At 72.0% G+C, this 17,736-nt stretch carries 16 protein-coding genes and 1 pseudogene; 10 read left to right on the top strand and 7 right to left on the bottom strand.

What is annotated here, in order from left to right; translation table 11 throughout:
* Positions 1-103: 103 nt before the first annotated feature.
* Positions 104-394 carry an adhesin gene (locus EV371_RS27670; protein ID WP_130464636.1) on the top strand — a complete coding sequence of 97 codons (291 nt, stop codon included), beginning with the start codon at positions 104-106 and terminating at the stop codon, positions 392-394.
* Between the two features lie 249 nt (positions 395-643).
* Positions 644-1,618 (top strand): DMT family transporter, encoded by a 975-nt coding sequence (locus tag EV371_RS27665; RefSeq protein ID WP_130464635.1) that lies wholly within the window; start codon positions 644-646, stop codon positions 1,616-1,618.
* A gap of 59 nt (positions 1,619-1,677) precedes the next feature.
* Here the strand turns inward: EV371_RS27665 and EV371_RS27660 are convergent.
* Together EV371_RS27660 and EV371_RS27655 are read right to left on the bottom strand one after the other, a co-directional pair.
* Positions 1,678-2,520, bottom strand: a pseudogene (locus EV371_RS27660) (NAD-dependent protein deacetylase); the annotation flags it as partial.
* 87 nt (positions 2,521-2,607) lie between these two features.
* Positions 2,608-2,994 carry a fibronectin type III domain-containing protein gene (locus EV371_RS27655; protein ID WP_165436847.1) on the bottom strand — a complete coding sequence of 129 codons (387 nt, stop codon included), beginning with the start codon at positions 2,992-2,994 and terminating at the stop codon, positions 2,608-2,610.
* A gap of 283 nt (positions 2,995-3,277) precedes the next feature.
* Here EV371_RS27655 and EV371_RS27650 point away from each other — a divergent pair, with 283 nt between their 5' ends.
* Positions 3,278-3,715: a hypothetical protein gene (locus tag EV371_RS27650; protein ID WP_130464633.1), complete on the top strand. Its 438-nt coding sequence runs from the start codon at positions 3,278-3,280 to the stop codon at positions 3,713-3,715.
* 434 nt (positions 3,716-4,149) lie between these two features.
* Entirely contained in the window at positions 4,150-4,542 is a 393-nt protein-coding gene (locus tag EV371_RS27645) for a cupin domain-containing protein (protein WP_130464632.1), read from the top strand.
* 82 nt (positions 4,543-4,624) lie between these two features.
* On the opposite strand, the gene EV371_RS27640 is transcribed toward EV371_RS27645, so the two are convergent.
* On the bottom strand, positions 4,625-6,085 hold the full coding sequence (locus EV371_RS27640; protein ID WP_349339522.1) for an MGH1-like glycoside hydrolase domain-containing protein: 1,461 nt from the start codon (positions 6,083-6,085) through the stop codon (positions 4,625-4,627).
* 151 nt (positions 6,086-6,236) lie between these two features.
* Here EV371_RS27640 and EV371_RS27635 point away from each other — a divergent pair, with 151 nt between their 5' ends.
* Both EV371_RS27635 and EV371_RS27630 read left to right on the top strand, forming a co-directional pair.
* Positions 6,237-7,025: an aldo/keto reductase family protein gene (locus EV371_RS27635; protein WP_130464631.1), complete on the top strand. Its 789-nt coding sequence runs from the start codon at positions 6,237-6,239 to the stop codon at positions 7,023-7,025.
* 84 nt (positions 7,026-7,109) lie between these two features.
* On the top strand, positions 7,110-8,111 hold the full coding sequence (locus tag EV371_RS27630; RefSeq protein WP_130464630.1) for a hypothetical protein: 1,002 nt from the start codon (positions 7,110-7,112) through the stop codon (positions 8,109-8,111).
* Positions 8,112-8,342: 231 nt separating this feature from the next.
* On the opposite strand, the gene EV371_RS27625 is transcribed toward EV371_RS27630, so the two are convergent.
* Positions 8,343-9,485: a GH12 family glycosyl hydrolase domain-containing protein gene (locus tag EV371_RS27625; protein ID WP_130464629.1), complete on the bottom strand. Its 1,143-nt coding sequence runs from the start codon at positions 9,483-9,485 to the stop codon at positions 8,343-8,345.
* A 262-nt stretch (positions 9,486-9,747) separates the two neighbouring features.
* Entirely contained in the window at positions 9,748-10,587 is an 840-nt protein-coding gene (locus EV371_RS27620; RefSeq protein WP_130464628.1) for an IclR family transcriptional regulator domain-containing protein, read from the bottom strand.
* Positions 10,588-10,641: 54 nt separating this feature from the next.
* Here EV371_RS27620 and eda point away from each other — a divergent pair, with 54 nt between their 5' ends.
* The 4 genes from eda to ctaD all read left to right on the top strand — a co-directional run bounded on the left by eda (position 10,642) and on the right by ctaD (position 15,680).
* Positions 10,642-11,301 (top strand): bifunctional 4-hydroxy-2-oxoglutarate aldolase/2-dehydro-3-deoxy-phosphogluconate aldolase, encoded by a 660-nt coding sequence (gene eda / locus EV371_RS27615; RefSeq protein ID WP_130464627.1) that lies wholly within the window; start codon positions 10,642-10,644, stop codon positions 11,299-11,301.
* A 90-nt stretch (positions 11,302-11,391) separates the two neighbouring features.
* Positions 11,392-12,489, top strand: coding sequence for a PfkB family carbohydrate kinase (locus EV371_RS27610; RefSeq protein ID WP_130464626.1), 1,098 nt, complete (start codon positions 11,392-11,394; stop codon positions 12,487-12,489).
* A 112-nt stretch (positions 12,490-12,601) separates the two neighbouring features.
* On the top strand, positions 12,602-13,708 hold the full coding sequence (locus EV371_RS27605) for an FAD-dependent monooxygenase (RefSeq protein ID WP_130464625.1): 1,107 nt from the start codon (positions 12,602-12,604) through the stop codon (positions 13,706-13,708).
* Positions 13,709-13,919: 211 nt separating this feature from the next.
* The gene (ctaD, locus tag EV371_RS27600) at positions 13,920-15,680 is read left to right on the top strand and encodes an aa3-type cytochrome oxidase subunit I (RefSeq protein WP_130464624.1); all 1,761 of its coding nucleotides are present in this window, start codon (positions 13,920-13,922) and stop codon (positions 15,678-15,680) included.
* A 94-nt stretch (positions 15,681-15,774) separates the two neighbouring features.
* On the opposite strand, the gene EV371_RS27595 is transcribed toward ctaD, so the two are convergent.
* Together EV371_RS27595 and EV371_RS27590 are read right to left on the bottom strand one after the other, a co-directional pair.
* Positions 15,775-16,359, bottom strand: coding sequence for an isochorismatase family protein (locus EV371_RS27595; RefSeq protein ID WP_130464623.1), 585 nt, complete (start codon positions 16,357-16,359; stop codon positions 15,775-15,777).
* The gene (locus tag EV371_RS27590; protein WP_130464622.1) at positions 16,356-17,660 is read right to left on the bottom strand and encodes a nicotinate phosphoribosyltransferase; all 1,305 of its coding nucleotides are present in this window, start codon (positions 17,658-17,660) and stop codon (positions 16,356-16,358) included. Before EV371_RS27590 ends, EV371_RS27595 begins: the two co-directional genes overlap by 4 nt.
* Between the last annotated feature and the right edge of the window lie 76 nt (positions 17,661-17,736).

Below are 17,736 nucleotides of genomic sequence, written 5' to 3'. Positions count from 1 at the left end.
CGCCGCGATGTCCGAAGGCGAAGTTGGCCTCACGCGGGTGCCCGGGACGCGCCCGCTGGATGGGCGTACGGGCCGAGCACACGAAAATCCACGAGGAGTCTGCATGCTCACCATGACCGAGAACGCCGTACTCGTGATCCGGGACCTGACTGCGCAGCAGGAGGTGCCGGACGGCGCCGGCCTGCGTATCGCCAGCGACATCAACGCCGGGTCGCTCAACCTCACCCTGGCCGAGAGCCCCGCCCAGGGCGACCAGGTGGTGGACAGCAACGGGGCGCGGGTCTTCCTCGACCCGCAGGCCGCGCAGATCCTCGACGACAAGGCCCTGGACGCCGCGGTCGACGCGCAGGGCGCGGTGCAGTTCGGCTTCGCGGAGCAGGGTCCGGCGACCTGACGGGCGTACTCCGCGAGGACGTGGGCCGTCCGCCGGCCGGGATTGCCGGCGGGCGGCTCGGTGCCGGTACGGTACAGTCCAGCCGTGCACCATCGCTTCCCCATCACCCCGCCGCCGCGCTCCTGAGCGGGGCGACGACCCCAGCGCATCGTGCCGATCCGGTCGATGCGCTGCTTCCTGTCGGGTGATTCCTGGGTTCGCCCCGCTTCCGCGACCACCTTCCCTCTCGTCGCAGGAGCGCGAACTCCCATGCACACCTCTTCCGCACCACCGGCTGCAATCGCATCACCGGCTGCCGCGCGTCACCGGTCCGGTGCCGGCCTCTGGTTTCTGATCATCTCCGGCACGTTGTGGGGTACCGGTGGACTCACCGGCAGCCTGCTGGGCCGGCACACCGGGCTCTCCCCGGTCGCGGTCGCCGGATACCGGCTGGCGGTCGGCGGGATCCTGATCGTGGCCTTCCTCGCCCTCACCGGACGCCGCCCGCCGTCCGGCCGGGCGGCCTGGACCCGGATCGTCGTCCTCGGGGTGCTGGCCGCGCTCTACCAGGTCTGCTACTTCGGCGCGGTGTCGCTGACCTCGGTCAGCCTCGCCACCCTGGTCACCATCGGTGCCGCGCCGCTGCTGGTCCTCGCCGCGGAGGCGGTCGCCGGCCGGCGCCGGGTGGACCGCGGTACGGCCGGAACCTGTGCCCTGGCGGTGGCCGGGCTGGTGCTGCTGGTCGGGCTGCCGGCCGGTGGCTTCGGGGCGGTCGTGGTGCTCCTCAGTACCCTGCTGGCGCTGGTCTCCGCTGCCGGATTCGCCGCGATCACCCTGGTCGGCGCCCGGCCGGTGCCGGACCTCGACGAACTCGCCGGCACCGGCTACGGCTTCACCCTCGGCGGGCTGCTGGTGGTGCCCCTGGCCGCCGGCACGGTCGGGCTGGGCTTCCAGCCCGGTCTCGCCGCCCTCGGGCTACTGGTCGCGCTCGGCGTCGGGCCGACCGCGGTGGCGTACCTGCTCTACTTCCGCGGGCTGCGTACCGTCCGGCCCGGTACCGCGGCGCTGCTGGCGCTGCTGGAGCCGCTGGTCGGGGCGGTGCTCGCCGCGCTGCTGCTGGGGGACCGGCTCGGCCCGGTCGGCCTGGTCGGCGCGGCGCTGCTCGGCGCGGCCGTGGTGCTCGCCGCCAGGTCGCCGGTCGCCGCGACCGATCCTCCAACCCGCTCGCCGGCCGCACCGGCGTAGCCTCGCGGGCCGGACGCCCATCGTCGCAACCGCCGGCCGGGGACCGCCGGTCCGGCGGAGCGGGCCGCAGCGGTGAACCGGACCAGCGCCGGCAGTACCCGGCCGAGCGGAGCGTCGATGGTCAGCTCGGCGTAGTCGTCACCCCGGGTCGGGCCCTGGTTGACGATCACCACCGGGATGCCGAGCTTCGCCGCCCGGATCACGAACCGGCGGCCGGACATCACCGTCAGGGAGGAGCCGAGCACCAGCAGCAGTCGGGCCCGCTCGACCAGGTCGAAGCAGGCCCGGACCCGGTCCGGCGGGACGGTCTCGCCGAAGAAGACCACGTCCGGCTTGAGCATGCCGCCCGGACACGTCCGGCAGTCCACGGTCCGGAAGCCCTCGACCAGTTCGTCCGGCAGTTCGACGTCGCCGTCCGGGTTGACCGTGTCGACGCGGGCGGCGAACCTCGGGTTGGCGGCCCGCAACCGCTGGTCCAGCGTCTGCCGGTCGGTGGTCTCGGCACAGCCCAGGCAGACCACCCGGGCCAGGCTGCCGTGCAGCTCGACCACGGAGCGGGCCCCGCCAGCCTGGTGCAGGCCGTCCACGTTCTGGGTCAGGATGCCGGCCAGCAGCCCGCGCCGGTCGAGTTCGGCGAGCGCCCGGTGCCCGGCGTTCGGGGCGGCCCGGGCGATGGTCCGCCAGCCCAGGTGGCTGCGTGCCCAGTAGCGGCGCCGGGCCAGCGGGTCACCGACGAACGTCTGGTACGTCATCGGGGTGTGCCGGCGCAGCGCCCCGCTCGGCCCTCGGTAGTCCGGGATCCCGGAGTCGGTCGACAGCCCGGCACCGCTGAGCACGACGACGTCGCCGCCGGTCAGCAGCCGCGCCAGCCGGGCGTAGCGTTCGGCGTCGGGTTCGTTCACCCGTCCATGCTGCCTCGCCGTACGCGCCCCGGCGAGAAGCCTCAGCCGTCCGCGGCGAGAAGCCTCAGCCGTCCGCGGCGAGAAGCCTCAGCCTTCCTCGGCCGGCGGGGTGTGGAAGGTGAGCGGTTCCGAGAGCGGACTCAACGAGTAACCGGAGCCGGGCAGCGCGGCGGCGCGCACCGCCACGGTGTATTCGGTGCCGGGCGTCAGGGCCACGAAGGTGACGGTGTTGAACGGCATCGAGGAGAAGCCCTGCCACTGACCGTCCACCAGTCGCAGCATCGAGTAGCGGAAGACCGGGCCGGCGGGCGGCGCCCAGGTCAGCCTGGCACCGGTCGGGGTGATGTCGGTGGCCACCGGTTGGCCGGGCGGCGGCAGCGGAATCAGCGGGTCGGCCTGCGCGGGAGCGGCGGCCAGCAGGGCCAGGCCCAGGGCCAGGGCGAGGGCGGCGGCGTGCAGCTTGCGTCCGAACATGGCGAGAGCCTTTCTGGGGGTACGGGGTACGACTGCGTCAGCGCCTGGCATCCATTGATAGCTATCGAACTACCTCGGTGCCGTGCTGTCCAGGGCGCTGCTCTTGCCCGGTCCGGGCGGGTGTCCTCGATCGGACAGGCGTACTAAGTGTGATCGAATGTGGACGGAGAGTAATGTCGACCTGGGCAGGTACCGCCCCCGGGGCTCGCACCACTCACCGTGGCCACGCCCGCAATCCCTCGTCGACGGGCCGGGAACGGCCCGACCAGCAAGGAGTACCGCCATGTCCGAGACCAGTGAATCCAAGCACGCCGCAGCCGACGAACAGCCGGACGTCGCCATCGGCGAACAACCACCCACCGAGGGCATCGAGGCGGACGGAATCGACGTCGCGGCCGTCCCCGCCACCGCTGCCGGACTCCCGGCCACCGCGCAGGGGCACTTCGCCGTCGTGAACGCGAACGGGACCCTCGCCCGGGGCTTCGGGGTCGTCTCGTCCAGCCGGCTCGCCGTCGGCCAGTACCAGGTGGTCTTCATCCAGAGCGTGGCCCGTTCGGCCTTCACCGCCACCATCGGCCTGACCGGCAGCCTCGGGGCCTCACCGCCCGGCGAGATCGCCGTGGTCGGCCGAGCCGGCCTGGCGGCCGGAGTCTTCGTGCAGACCTGGAACAGCTCGGGCGTGCCCGCCGACCGCGCCTTCCACCTGCACATCTCCTCCTGAACCACCCGCCAGCGACGCCGGCCGGCGCGCCACCGGCCGGGCGTTGCTCGGGCCAGGCGACACCGTCTGGCCCCCGGTCCCCGCGGCGCGGCCCGGCGCCGCGGGGACCGGTCCGCTCCATCGACGAGCACCCGCCGCCGGCCGGGCCGACCCGGCCACGAGCGCGCGGCGCCGCCGGTGGAACGTGGCGTCGCCGCGCTCTGGCCGTCTCCCGCCCACGCAGCCCATCGGCGGTACGCCCGCGGGGACCTGGCTCGGCCGGGACGGCGCGTCGGTCGTTCCGGCTGTGTGTGGGGTTTCCCACCCCGACCGGAAGCAAACCCGGGGCCGGGCCGAACCTGGTAGGGGGCGGCCCGGCCGTTCGGGGGTCCCAGCAGTCACTCCTGCCTCGCGGGCGCCGAATCAACGCCCCGCATTCTGGGTAAGGAAGAGGCATGGAGCACTTCACTATCGCGACCGTCGCCGAACAGAGCCCGGACTTCCGCCGGGTGTTGTGGACCGGCAAGCACTCCCAGTTGGTCATCATGACGATCCCGCCGGGCGGCGAGATCGGTGAGGAGGTGCACGACGACATCGACCAGATCCTCACCTTCGTCAGCGGCACCGGCGAGGCCCGGGTCAGCGGCCAGACCCGCAAGGTGACCCAGGGCGACCTGGTGGTCGTACCGGCAGGGCGGAAGCACAACTTCGTCAACACCGGCCCGAACCCGTTGGTGCTCTACACCATCTACGGCCCCCCGGAGCACGCCGACCAGGCGGTGCACCACACCAAGGAGGAGGCCGACGCGATGGAGGAGGCCGGCAAGGACGAGCCACCGACCGGCTGACCGGGTTACGGCCGCGCTCTCAGCCCATCGGCTCGGCCTCTCAGCCCATCGGCTCGGCCTCTCAGCCCATCGGCTCGGCCTCTCAGTCCATCGGCTCCGCGAGGAGGTCGAGGGTTAGTGCGGCCGTCCAGCTGAACGCCGGAGAGCCGATCCCGGCACCGCTGCCCGGGTGGAAGTACTCGTAGTGGCCGGAGCGGCGGGCCAGGTCGAGCAGGGCCGAGCGCAGCACGTCGGCCAGCCCGTTCTGGCCGTGCGTACGCAGCCCGGCCAGGAGCAGCCAGTTGATGTTGAACCAGACCGGGCCGCGCCAGTACCGCAACGGGTCGAAGTCGACGGCGGAGCGGTCGTAACTGGGCACCGGCATCCGGGGATCCACCCCGAACCGGGCCGACTCCAGGACGGTCACCAGGCTCGTCAAGTGCCCGGCCGGCAGTCCCGGCAGGACCAGCGGCAGCAGCCCGTTGACACACCGGGCCGGGCTGTGCCGGCCGGTCCGGACGTCCCGGGCGTGGAACATGCCGGTGGCCGGGACGAAGAGCCGGTCCACCAGCTGACGGGTGATCGCGGCGGCCCGGTCCCGGTGCGGAGCCGGGTCGGCGCCGACCACCTCGGCTATCCGGGCCAGCGCCAGCTCGGCGGCGCCCCGCAACGTGTTGAACCCGGGGCACTCGACCAGGAACGGGTGTCGTAGCGCGAGGGCTTCGTCCCGATACCCCCCGTCCCGGTACGACAGCGCGATGACCAGGTAGCGGGCGTAGTCCTCGTCCGTGGGACGGTGGTCGGAGGAAACCACCAGGTTGTCCCGGCGGGCGTACCGGCGCAGCACCTCCGCCACCACCGGTACCGCGGCGAGCGCCTCGTCCCAGGCCGGGCTGTTGTCCAACCCCGACTCCCACGGATGCACGATGGCGGCGAGGCCGGCGCCGCCGACGTCCCGGGCCGTGGCCAGGTACTCCTGCTGGGCGACGAGACGCGGATAGAGCCAGCCCAGTTCCGCCGCCGCCACCTCGTCCGGCACCCGCCGGTAGACCTCCCAGGCGCCGATCGCGTGCACCGGTGGCTGCACGATCCCGCTGGTCCGCCTGGCCGACCGGGCACCGTTGCCCGGAGCGCCCACCCCGCCGTGCGTCGGGCCGCCGCTCGGGCTGGGCGGACCGCCGTGCGTCGGACCGCCGACGGGACCGGGCGGGTCGCCGCGCCAGAAGGCCGGGCCGGGAAAGTAGTCCCGTTCGGTGACCCCGGGGTCGAAGACGATGTGCGGAACCCGCCCGTCCGGCCACTGCGCCTCGAAGAGGCTGCGCAGGTCCCGCCAGGCCCGGTCCGGCGCGACGTGGGCCAGCCCGACGCTGATGAAGCCGGCGTCCCAGCTCCACTGGTGCGGATAGAGGGTGCGGGACGGCACCGTGTGGGTACCGGTCCAGTTGGTGGCCAGGATCGCGGCCGCCTCGCGCCAGGTCTCCGCGTCGGCCCCGTCGAGGTGCTTCGGTACGTCAACTGGTTCGCTCGATCCGGTCGCCCGGACCCGATTCGCGGCGTGAGACATAACCACTCAACGCCTAGTACCGTGAGGCCGTCGTTGTCAAATTCCGGTCCGGTCACCGGCCCGGGTGGTGAGAGCCACGCGTTCATTCTCCGCCGATCCGGTGCCGAGTGTCGGAATGCATGGCCAGGGCCGGTCCGGGTAGGAAACCACCATGACCTCTGCGATCGACCAACCCACCGTTCAGTTGCCGAGCGAGGTGCGGATGCCGACGCTCGGCTTCGGCACCTGGCAGCTGAGCGGCAGTCACGCCTACGACGCGGTCCGCGAGGCGCTCGACGTCGGCTACCGGCACCTCGACACCGCCACGATGTACGGCAACGAGGAGGAGGTGGGCCGGGCGATCCGGGACAGTGGGGTACCCCGGGAGGACGTCTTCGTCACCACCAAGCTCCCACCGGAGCGGGCCGGCCGGGAGCGGCAGACCATCGCGGAGAGCCTCGCCGCGCTCGACACCGGGTACGTCGACCTCTGGCTGATCCACTGGCCGCCCTCGTCGGACCGGGCCAGCATCGCGAGCTGGCGGGAACTGCTGGCCGTCCGGGACGAGGGGCTGGCCCGGGCGGTCGGGGTGAGCAACTACCACACCGGCCAGCTCGACCTGCTGATCGAGGCGACCGAGGAGGCACCGGCGGTGAACCAGGTCAGGTGGGGTCCGGCGCTGCACGATCCGCGCCGGCTCGACGAGCACCGGGAGCGGGGTGTGGTGCTGGAGGGGTACAGCCCGTTGAAGACCACCGACCTGCACGAACCGGTACTCGTGGAAATCGCGCGCGGCCATGGGGTCACCCCGGGCCAGGTGGTGCTCCGCTGGCACCTCGACCACGGCATCGTGGTGATCCCGAAGTCGGGTACGCCGTCCCGGATCCGGGAGAACTTCGACCTGTTCAACTTCTCGCTGAGCGAGGGCGAGCGGCGCCAGCTCGACGCGATGGGCCGTTGAACCCGTCGCGACGGCCGTCGAGCCCGTCGAGCCCGTCGCGCCGCCGGGCGGCTACCCTGGCCGGTGGCGACGGGAGGGTGCGGGATGTACGACCAGCTACTCGGCGGGGGCCTCGGCCAACCCGGGCCGGGGGAGGACGGGCCGGAGCCGGACTTCGTCACCTGGCTGCTCTATCTCGACCGGGTCGAGGATCCGGGCTGGCTTGGTTCGCTTGCCCGCTGGTGGCACGACGAGGTGTGTCGGGTGCTGCTGCCGTTCGTACACCCGGCCGGTGCCGCCGCCCCGGCGACCTCGTTGACCGCGTTCGAGCAGAATCCCGGCGGGCGCGGGCGGCGGCGCCGCCCGGAGCGCTGGGTGGACGGGATCACCCCGGACTTCGCCCAGCTCTCGGCCCGGTGGTTCGACGTCGCGCCGACCTCGATCGCCTCCGAGCTGGACATCTTCCTGGCCCGATTCGCCGGTGGGCGGCACGTCCGGTTGCAGATCTCGATCGGCTTCGAGGGACGGCCCGGCGGGCTGCCGCTGGTGCTGCCGGCGCTGGTCGAGCTGGCCGGGCTGGTCGGTGACGCGACGGACCCGGCGTACGGCGAGATCGTGGCCAACGCCGGTTTGCTCTCCCCGGCGACGATGCTGGATGCGGCGCTCGGCCGGACCGCGGAGTCCTCGGCCGAGCAGAGCCGTACGCACCTGCGCGGCTACGAGTGGGTGACGGTCTGCCCCCGGGAGTTGGTGCCCGGGCTGGGTGGCGCGGAGCGGCTCCGGACCAGCGGTGCCTTCGCCGAGGTACGGCCGCTGCGGCACGGCGGAGCACTGCTCCGGGCGACCGACGATCCGGCCGACTACCGCGCCGACCGGGTACGCGCGGCCTTCCGCGCCCTGGCGCCGGTACTCCCGCCGGGCCGGCCGGGTGCGCTGCCGACGGTGCCGCCGGCCGGCTCGGCGATGCTGTCGGCGGTTCCCGGGGTGCTGGCCGGCGACCCGGGTGGGCACGACCTGAGCCGGGTGGTCTTCGCCGACCCTCGCACGGTGCACCGGCAGCTTCCCGGCCAGCGCCTCGACCTCGGCCCCGGGCTCGCCACCCGCTGACCGCCGCCCTTCCCTAGCCGGTCGACCCCGTAGCCGGTCGACCCCCGTAGCCGGTCGACCCCCGTAGCCGGTCGATCCGCGCAGTCGGTCGGCGATCTCCCGGGTCGCCTCGACCCGACGTGGCGGCCGGACGAGATGCTCCCGCCACCCGTGGAACGGATGGCGGGAGCACCGGTCGCCAGCTGCGCCCGGCCACCGGCCGGAGCCGGATGGGAGTGCGTCAGGGGTGGGTCAGGCCCGGCTGCAGGGGGAACCGTTCAGGCTGAACGAGGTCGGTGACGAGTACGTACCGCTGTACGAGCCCTGGTAGCCGAACGAGGCCGTACCGCCGGGTGGAATGTTGCCGTTCCAGCTGATGTTGCGGGCGGTCACCGCCGATCCGCTCTGCGTGACGGTGGCGTTCCAGGCGTTGCCGATCTGCTGCCCGGACGGCAGGTTGTAGGTCAGCGACCAGTTGTTGATCGCGCTGGAGCCGGTGTTGGTGATGGTGACCGACGCGGTGTACCCGTTGTTCCAGGAGTTCGCCGTGTAGGCGACCCGGCAGGAGTTGCCGCCCGGCGGGTTCGTCGGCGGGTTCGTCGGCTGGCTGGTCGGCGGGTTCGTCGGCTGGCCGCCGCCGTTCACCGACGCGGAGAAGGAGTTCACGGCGAGCCCGGTGCCGCCGATCCACGGTTCGAAGCCGGCCTGGATGCTGGTCAGGTACCACGAGTTGGTGATCGCACCACGGTTGCGGGCGTCGTTGATGAAGTCCAGCACGCTGAAGTTCCAGCTGCTGATCGGCGACGGTGCGACGTACGAGATGACGTTGTTGCCGCCGTTGTTGCCGCGCCACACGTCCCAGGTACGTCCGCCCACGGTGCCGTTGCCCACCGAGGAGCCGATCGGCTGGATCGAACCCTGCCGGTTGAACCAGATCATGATCTCCATCTGGTTGACGCCGTCCCGTTTCGGGGTGGGGTCCAGCCAGATGTCGTACGAGGCGTTGTAGGTGGCGCCGCCGACGAAGTTGTAGTTGATGCTGCTGCTCGCGCTGCTGATCTGGCTCACCTGCATCGGCAGGTTGGTCCCGGGCGAGCAGTTGGTGTAGTGACAGCCGAGGAAGACCGACGGGTACGACACGGGGGCGCCGCTGGTGCTGCTCTGGCCGTCCTGCCGGGTGATGGAGAACCCGTTGTCGGTGACGTTGATGCACTGCTGGGCGGTGGTGCCCCAGCGGTTGTTCTGGACCACGTACCGGCCCTGGATGGTGGTCGAGCCGTACTGTTCGCAGATCTGCACGTCGGCCTGGGCGGGGCCGGCGGCGCTGAGTACCGCGACGGCGGCGCTGGCCAGCAGGCCGGCGACCGCCGCGAGGACGGGGACGGGACGTCTCATGATGCTCCTTGGCGTGGTGGGTGTCCGTGGAGTGGTGCGGTGCCGCGTGGTGCCGGGCGTGCGGCGGGTGGTGCGAGGGAGCGCTCCCATGGGCAGCTGGAGACACATTTACATGCTTGAAATCGGAAAGCAACCGGGCGTGGGTCGGCCGGGGGTTGTTCATGGCGATGAGCCGGTTATGGCGGTTGCGCCGTCGGGCTGAACGGCGTACGACGTCGCGCGGGTGGGCGGCGTCGGGTCGGCGGGCTGCGGCCGGTCCGGCTCAGGCGCCGGCCAGCAGGGTGCGGGCGGCCCGCACCTGCCGGACCGCGCCGTGCAGTGCGGCGACGATCCGTTCCTCGCACTCCGCGTCCAGCCTGGTCGCCGGCACGGAGAGGCTGATCGCGTCGATGGCCGGGGAGTGCAGCGGCACCGCCATCGCGAAGCAGACGATGCCCTCGGTGTTCTCCTCGCGGTCCACCGCGTGGCCCCGGTCCCGCACCGAGGCCAGCTCCGCGTGCAACTGGTCCGGGTCGGTGATGGTGTGCCGGGTCAGCGCCGGCAGTGGCCAGCTCAGCAGCCGGTCCACCGCCTCGTCGGTGCGCTGCGCGAGCAGCACCTTGCCGAGCGCGGTCGCGTGTGCCGGGAGGTGTCGACCGATGGCGCTGTACAGCCGCAGCGGGTGCACGGACTCGCGTTTGGCCAGGTAGACCACGTGTGGCCCGTCCAGTCGGCCGAGGTGCACGGTCTCGCCGAACTCGGCGGCCAGGTCGTCGAGCACCCCGGCCAGCAGGCTTGTGGTGTCGTCGGTCTCCAGGTAGGCGGCACCGACCTGGAGGGCGCGTACGCCCAGCCCGAACCGGGTGCCGGTGGCGTCCGCCTCCACCCAGCCGCGCTGGATCATCGTGCGCAGCAGGCCGTGCAGGCTGCTCTTCGGGATGCCGAGCGTGCGGGCCAGTTCGACCAGGGAGCGCCGCTGCGGTGAGTCGGCCAGTGCCTCCAGCACGTCGAGGGTCCGGCCGGCCGACTTCACCGGCTGGAACGTCTCGACCGGACCGGGCGGAGCGGTGGCGCCGGCCGGTGCGGGCCGGAGCTCCGCGCCGCTGGTCGTCCCCGTCGTCATGTCGGCCACTCTAGTCGACTTGACAGGGTCGGCGAGCACAGTAGGGTCGCATATGTGACCAGCGTTCAAGATGATGAACAGTTCGTGGGGGTAGCCGAGTCCATCGCGGCGACCCGGATCCTGCCGGTCGTGGTCCTGGAGGACGCGGCCTCGGCGCCGGCACTGGCCGCGGCGCTCACCGCGGGCGGCCTGCGGGCCATCGAGGTGACCTTCCGGACCGCCGCCGCCGCCGACGCCATCCGGTCGATGGCCGAGCGCCCCGACCTGCTGGTGGGCGCCGGCACCGTGCTGACTCCGGCCCAGGTCGACCAGGCCGCCGACGCGGGCGCCCGGTTCGTGGTCTGTCCCGGCTTCTCGCCCGCGGTGGTACGCCACTGTCAGCAGCGCGGGCTGCCGGTCTTTCCCGGCGCCGCCACCGCCACCGAGATCCAGATGGCGCTGGACGCCGGTCTGGAGACGGTCAAGTTCTTCCCGGCCGAGCAGCTCGGCGGGGTCGGCACGGTCAAGGCGCTGGCCGCCCCGTTCCGCTCGGTCCGGTTCATCCCGACCGGCGGGGTGCACACCGGCAACCTCGGCGACTACCTGGCGCTGCCCGCCGTGCTCGCGGTCGGCGGCACCTGGATGGTCGCCCCCACCCTGCTCGCCGAGGGCCGCTGGGACGAGGTCACCCGGCTGACCGCGGCCGCCGTCGAGGCCAGCCGCGCCGCCGGCTGACCGGGCCGCCGTCGAGGCCAGCCGCGCCGCCGGCTGAGTCACCGAACCACACAACCGCCGGCACCGTCCGGCCCGCCAGAAAGGCCCGCCATGCTGCCGCTCCGTTCCGCCGACGACTGCCGCTTCGACCTGGTCTCGCTCGGCGAGGTGATGCTCAGGCTCGACCCGGGTGAGGGCCGGGTGCGCACGGCGCGGACGTTCCGGGCCTGGGAGGGCGGCGGCGAGTACAACGTCGCGCGCGGACTGCGCCGGTGCTTCGGGCTGCGGACCGCCCTGGTCACCGCGTTCGCCGACAACGAGGTGGGACGGCTGCTGGAGGACTTGATCCTCACCGGCGGGGTCGACACCTCGTTCGTCAGGTGGGTGCCGTACGACGGCATCGGCCGGAGCGTGCGCAACGGGCTCAACTTCACCGAGCGGGGCTTCGGGGTACGCGGCGCGGTCGGCACCTCGGACCGGGGACACACCGCGGCCAGTCAGCTCCGCCCGGACGACGTCGACTGGGACCACCTCTTCGGCACCCTCGGCGTGCGCTGGCTGCACACCGGAGGCATCTACGCGGCGCTCTCCGAGGTCACCCCGGAGACCATCGAGGCCGCGATGGCCGCCGCCCGCCGGCACGGCACCCTGATCTCGTACGACCTCAACTACCGGCCCAGCCTCTGGAAGGCGGTCGGCGGCCAGGCCCGGGCCCGGGAGGTCAACCGGCGACTTGCCCGGTACGTCGACGTGATGATCGGCAACGAGGAGGACTTCACCGCCTCGCTCGGCTTCGAGGTGCCCGACACCGACGAGTCCCTCGCCGAGCTGGAGGTGGCGAACTTCCAGCGAATGATCGAGGCGGTCACCAGGGAGTACGACAACTTCCGGGTGGTGGCGACGACGCTGCGCACCGTACGCAGCGCGACCGTCAACGACTGGGGAGCGATCGCCTGGTCCGCCGGCAGCGGTTTCGTGCAGGCGACCCACCGGTCGAACCTGGAGATCCTCGACCGGGTCGGCGGCGGCGACAGTTTCGCCTCGGGGCTGATCTACCGGCTGCTCACCGGCGGCGACCTGGCCAGCGCGGTGGAGTACGGCGCGGCGCACGGCGCGTTGGCGATGACCACCCCCGGCGACACCTCGATGGCGAGCCTGAAGGAGGTCGAGGCGCTCGTCCGGGGAGCGGGCGCCCGGGTGCAGAGGTGAGGCGCTGACCGGTTGTGACCTGGGCAGACCCGATCGGATCTTCCGTTGGAGTGATAGCGCGGAGTAGTGTCTTGCCTTCAACGCGTGCCGATCCCTCCGGAGGCGTCACCAGATGGTCGCTCCCCACCTGCGTGTTCTCGTCGTCGGCGCGGGGATCGCCGGCCTGGCGGTCGCGCGTACCCTCCGGCTCGCCGGGTTCCGGCCTGAGATCATCGAGAGGTCGGCGCGAGCCGACGGCCCCGAGTTCGGCCTCTACCTGCCCGGCAACGCGGAGCGGGCGCTGCGGGAGATCGGGCTCGACGACCCGGTGCGACCGTTCGGCCAGGTCATCCGCTACCAGCGGTTTCTGGACGCGCAGGGCCGGGAACTGTGCGAGGTCGACCTCGACAAGCTCTGGTCGGGGGTCGGCGAGTGCCGGGCACTGCCCCGGTCCGACCTGCACCGGGTACTGCTGAGCGGGGCCGGCGGCGAGGTGCGGTACGACACCGAGGTGCGCGCCCTGGATCTGCACCCGGACGCCGTCACGGTCACCTTCGGCGACGGCAGCCAGGCCGAGTACGACCTGGTGGTCGGCGCGGACGGACGCCGTTCGTCGGTCCGCGCGCTGGCCGCGCTCGGCGGCCTGGCCCGGCCGGCGGGGCACATCGTGTACCACGGCGTCGTCCGCGGCGGTCCGCCGCTGGCCGACTGGACCGGGCTGCTCGGCGAGCGGGCCGCCTTCGTCGCTGTGCCGATGGGCGCCGACCGGCTGCACTGCTACGCCGACGAGGTCGGCACCGCGACACCGACGGACCCGCTGGCCCGGGTACGTGAGCTGTTCGGTGGGTACGGCGACCCGGTACCGGCCATCCTGGGCGCGCTGGACCGGGTGTGGGTGACCCGGACCGACGAGGTGGAGTTGGGCGCGTGGTCCCGGGGCCGGGTGGTGCTGGTCGGCGACGCCGCACACGCCACGGCGCCGACGCTGGCCCAGGGTGCCGCGATGGCGTGCGAGGACGCGCTGGTGCTGGCCCGTTCGCTGGACCGGTCAGCGACCGTCCGCGAGGCGCTGGAGAGCTACGAGTACCGGCGCCGGCCCCGGATCAAGTGGGTGCTGGACCGGACCCGGGACCGGAACCGGACCCGGGACGTACCCCCGCCGCTGCGCGACCCGCTGCTGCGGATCCGGGGCAACCGCATCTTCCAGGAGCACTACCGGCTCCTCGTCGACCCGGCGTGACGGTGTCCGGGCACCTGAGGTGTCTGGCCGGCTGTCCGGGCACCTGACGGTGTCCGGCCGGCGGTCCGAGCGGCCCGCCGGGGCGGTGTCGGCGGGTCGGGGCGTACCCGAGGAGGGACCCGCCGCTGCCGGGGACTATTCTGCCTGCGAGGTACGGCTCGCAGATCCACAGCGCGTGCCGAGTGGGACTAACGAGAACCGGAGGCCACTCGTGACCACCGTCGCACCCAAGCCGATCGTGACCCGGCCATGGCCGGTCCGCCAGCCGGTCAAGGGCTCGGCACTCACGCGGCTGCTGCGTACGACGGACGCGAAGCAGATCGGGATCATGTACATGGTCACCGCGTTCGCGTTCTTCATGATCGGTGGCCTGATGGCGCTGCTGATGCGCGCCGAGCTGGGCCAGCCGGGACTTCAGTTCCTGTCGCCGGAGCAGTACAACCAGCTCTTCACCATGCACGGCACGATCATGCTGCTGTTCTTCGCGACGCCGATCGTCTTCGCGTTCGCGAACTACGTGGTGCCGATCCAGATCGGCGCGCCGGACGTGTCGTTCCCCCGGCTGAACAGCTTCGCGTACTGGCTCTACCTGTTCGGCGGGACGTTGGCGGTGGCCGGCTTCATGACCCCCACCGGCGCGGCCGACTTCGGCTGGTTCGGCTACACCCCGCTGAGCAACGCCGAGCACTCGCCTGGGATCGGCGCGAACATGTGGATCTTCGGACTGGTCATCTCCGGTCTGGGTACGATCCTCGGCGCCGTCAACATGATCACCACGGTCCTGACGCTGCGGGCGCCCGGCATGACGATGTTCCGGATGCCGGTCTTCACCTGGAACATCCTGGTCACCAGCCTTCTGGTGATCATGGTCTTCCCGCTGCTGGCGGCGGCCCTGCTCGCGCTCGCCACGGACCGGCTGCTCGGCGCGCACGTCTTCGACGCCGAGACCGGCGGCCCGATGCTCTGGCAGCACCTCTTCTGGTTCTTCGGGCACCCCGAGGTCTACATCGTGGCGCTGCCGTTCTTCGGCATCATCACCGAGATCATCCCGGTCTTCTCCCGCAAGCCGGTCTTCGGCTACAAGGGCTTGGTCGGCGCGACCATCGCGATCGCCGCGCTGTCGATGAGCGTCTGGGCGCACCACATGTTCGCCACCGGCCAGGTGCTGCTGCCGTTCTTCTCGTTCCTGAGCTTCCTGATCGCGGTGCCGACCGGCATGAAGTTCTTCAACTGGATCGGCACGATGTGGCGGGGCCAGATCAGCTTCGAGACCCCGATGCTCTGGTCGATCGGCTTCCTGGTCACCTTCCTCTTCGGCGGCCTCACCGGCGTACTGCTGGCCAGCCCGCCGCTCAACGTCCACGTCTCGGACTCGTACTTCGTGGTGGCGCACTTCCACTACGTGCTCTTCGGCACCATCGTCTTCGCCGTGTACGCCGGCGTCTACTTCTGGTTCCCGAAGATGTTCGGCCGGATGCTGGACGAGCGCCTCGGCAAGGTGCACTTCTGGCTGACCTTCATCGGCTTCCACATGACGTTCCTGGTGCAGCACTGGCTCGGCAACGAGGGCATGCCCCGGCGGTACGCCGACTACCAGGTGCTGGACGGCTTCACCACGCTGAACATGGTCTCCACGATCGGTTCGTTCATCACCGGCATCTCGACCCTGCCGTTCCTCTACAACGTCTGGAAGTCCTACAAGGCGGGTCCGGTGGTGGAGGTCAACGACCCGTGGGGCCACGGCAACTCGCTGGAGTGGGCGACCAGTTGCCCGCCGCCGCTGCGCAACTTCGACCGGATGCCCCGGATCCGCTCCGAGCGGCCGGCCTTCGACGCGAAGTTCCCGGAGCTGGCCGCTGGCGGGCAGTCGCTGGCCGGCCCACCCGAGGGCGGCGCCAAGCCACTGACCAGCGAGTCCGACCACGGCGCCAGCTACACCGAGGACACCGCCAGTAACATCGACCGGCGGTAGCCCGCACCCGTTCGATCTCGCGACCGGTACCGGCGGACTCCTCCGCCCGGTACCGGCCGCGAGCATCTGTCCGCGGATCGGGGCTTGCGGCGGCTCAGCCGAGCACCGGCGTGCCGCGCAGGGTCACGCCGGCCTCGCGGAGCATGGCCAGCGCGGCGTCGGTCGTCCCCGGGTCGACCCCGGCGGTCAGGTCGAGCAGCACCGTGGTGGCGAAGCCCTCCCGGGCCGCGTCCAGCGCGGTGGCCCGGACGCAGTGGTCGGTGGCGATCCCGACCACCTCGACGCGGTCGACCGAGCGCCGTCGGAGCCAGTCGGCCAGCCCTTCGGTCCCCTCGGCACCCTCGGTGGTCCCCTCGAACCCGGAGTACGCCGCCGCGAACTCGCCCTTGTGGAACACCGCCTCGACCCGGTCGGTGGCCAGGTCCGGATGGAACCGCGCACCGTCGGTGCCGACCACGCAGTGCTGGGGCCAGGAGGTGGCGTAGTCGGGCGGGTCGCCGAAGTGCCCGCCCGGATCCACGTGGTGGTCCTTGGTCGCCACCACATGTTCCCAGCGGTCCGGTTCGGCGGCGAGCAGCCGGGAGATTCCGGCCGCGACCGCGGCGCCGCCGGTCACGCCGAGGGATCCTCCCTCGCAGAAGTCGTTCTGTACGTCGACAATGATCAATGCTTGACTCATCGTTCCCCTTCCGGTCGGTCGGCGGGGACGACGGTGACCGGGATGGTCGGGTCACCCGCCGAGAGCTTGAGTCCCTCCCAGGGAATGGAGATCAGGCACTGCCGCAGGTGCTCCCGCGACTCGGTCAGGCTCGGCAGCGGCTGCGGCTCGCCGTTCGCGACGTACCGCCGCTGCAGGGCCCGGTCGCCGGGCTGCGGCTCGGGGACACCCTGCGACACCACGACCTCCTCGGTCGCCGTACCGCTGGGCTTGTGCCGCCGCACGGCCACCTTGCGCCCGCCGACGGTCGCCTTGTGCTCGGAGCGCTTGACCACGGACCGGCCGTCCACCTCGACCAGCTTGTAGACCAGCCCGGCGGTCGGGGCGCCGGAGCCGGTCACCACGGCGGTGCCGGCGCCGTACATGTCGACCGGCTCGGCGGCGAGCGCGGCGATGGCGTACTCGTCGAGGTCGCCGGAGACAATGATCTTGGTTTCGGTGGCGCCGAGCGAGTCCAGGAGTTCCCGCGAGTGCTGAGCCAGCACCGCGAGGTCACCGGAGTCGATCCGGATCGCCCGCAGGTCGGGCCCGGCGACCGCGATCGCGTTCCGGATGCCCTGGGCGATGTCGTAGGTGTCGACCAGCAGCGTCGTGCTCTTGCCCTGCGTCGCGACCTGGGAGGCGAACGCGGTCGGCTCGTCGTCGTGCAGCAGCGTGAACGCGTGCGCGGCGGTGCCGGCCGTCGGTATCCGGTAGCGCTTCCCGGCGGCCAGGTTCGACGTGTAGCCGAACCCGGCCAGATAGCTGGCCCGGGCGGCGGCCACCGCCGCCTCCTCGTTGGCCCGCCGGGCACCCATCTCGATCAGCGTACGGCCGCGCGCGGCGGTCACCATCCGGGCCGCCGCGGCCGCGATCGCCGAGTCGTGATTGAGCACCGACAGCGTCAGCGTCTCCAGCAGTACGCACTCGGCGAAGGTGCCGGAGACGGTCAGGATCGGGGAGCCGGGAAAGTAGAGCTCACCCTCGGCGTAGCCGTCGATGTCGCCGCCGAACCGGTAACCGGACAGCCACTCGGCGGTCGACTCGTCGACCACCCCGGTCTCCCGGAGGAAGGTGACGTCCGCCTCGTCGAACCGGAAGTCCGCCAGCAGCTCGACCAGCCGGGTGGTGCCGGCGACCACCCCGTAGCGGCGGCCGGCCGGCAGCCGGCGGGCGAAGACCTCGAAGACACAGTGCCGGTCGGCGGTGCCGTCCCGGAGGGCGGCGCTGACCATGGTCAGCTCGTAGTGGTCGGTGAGCAGCGCGGGGCGGGAACTGTGCACCAGGCCAGCCTAAGCGTGCCGTGCCGCGCCCCGGAGGCAAGGAAGGACCCCCGCTACGACAGAACACGATATTCGG

The organism is Plantactinospora sp. CNZ321, from assembly GCF_004217235.1.
The sequence above is the reverse complement of the archived record's forward strand: the minus strand, read 5'-3'. Positions and strand labels throughout refer to the sequence as shown.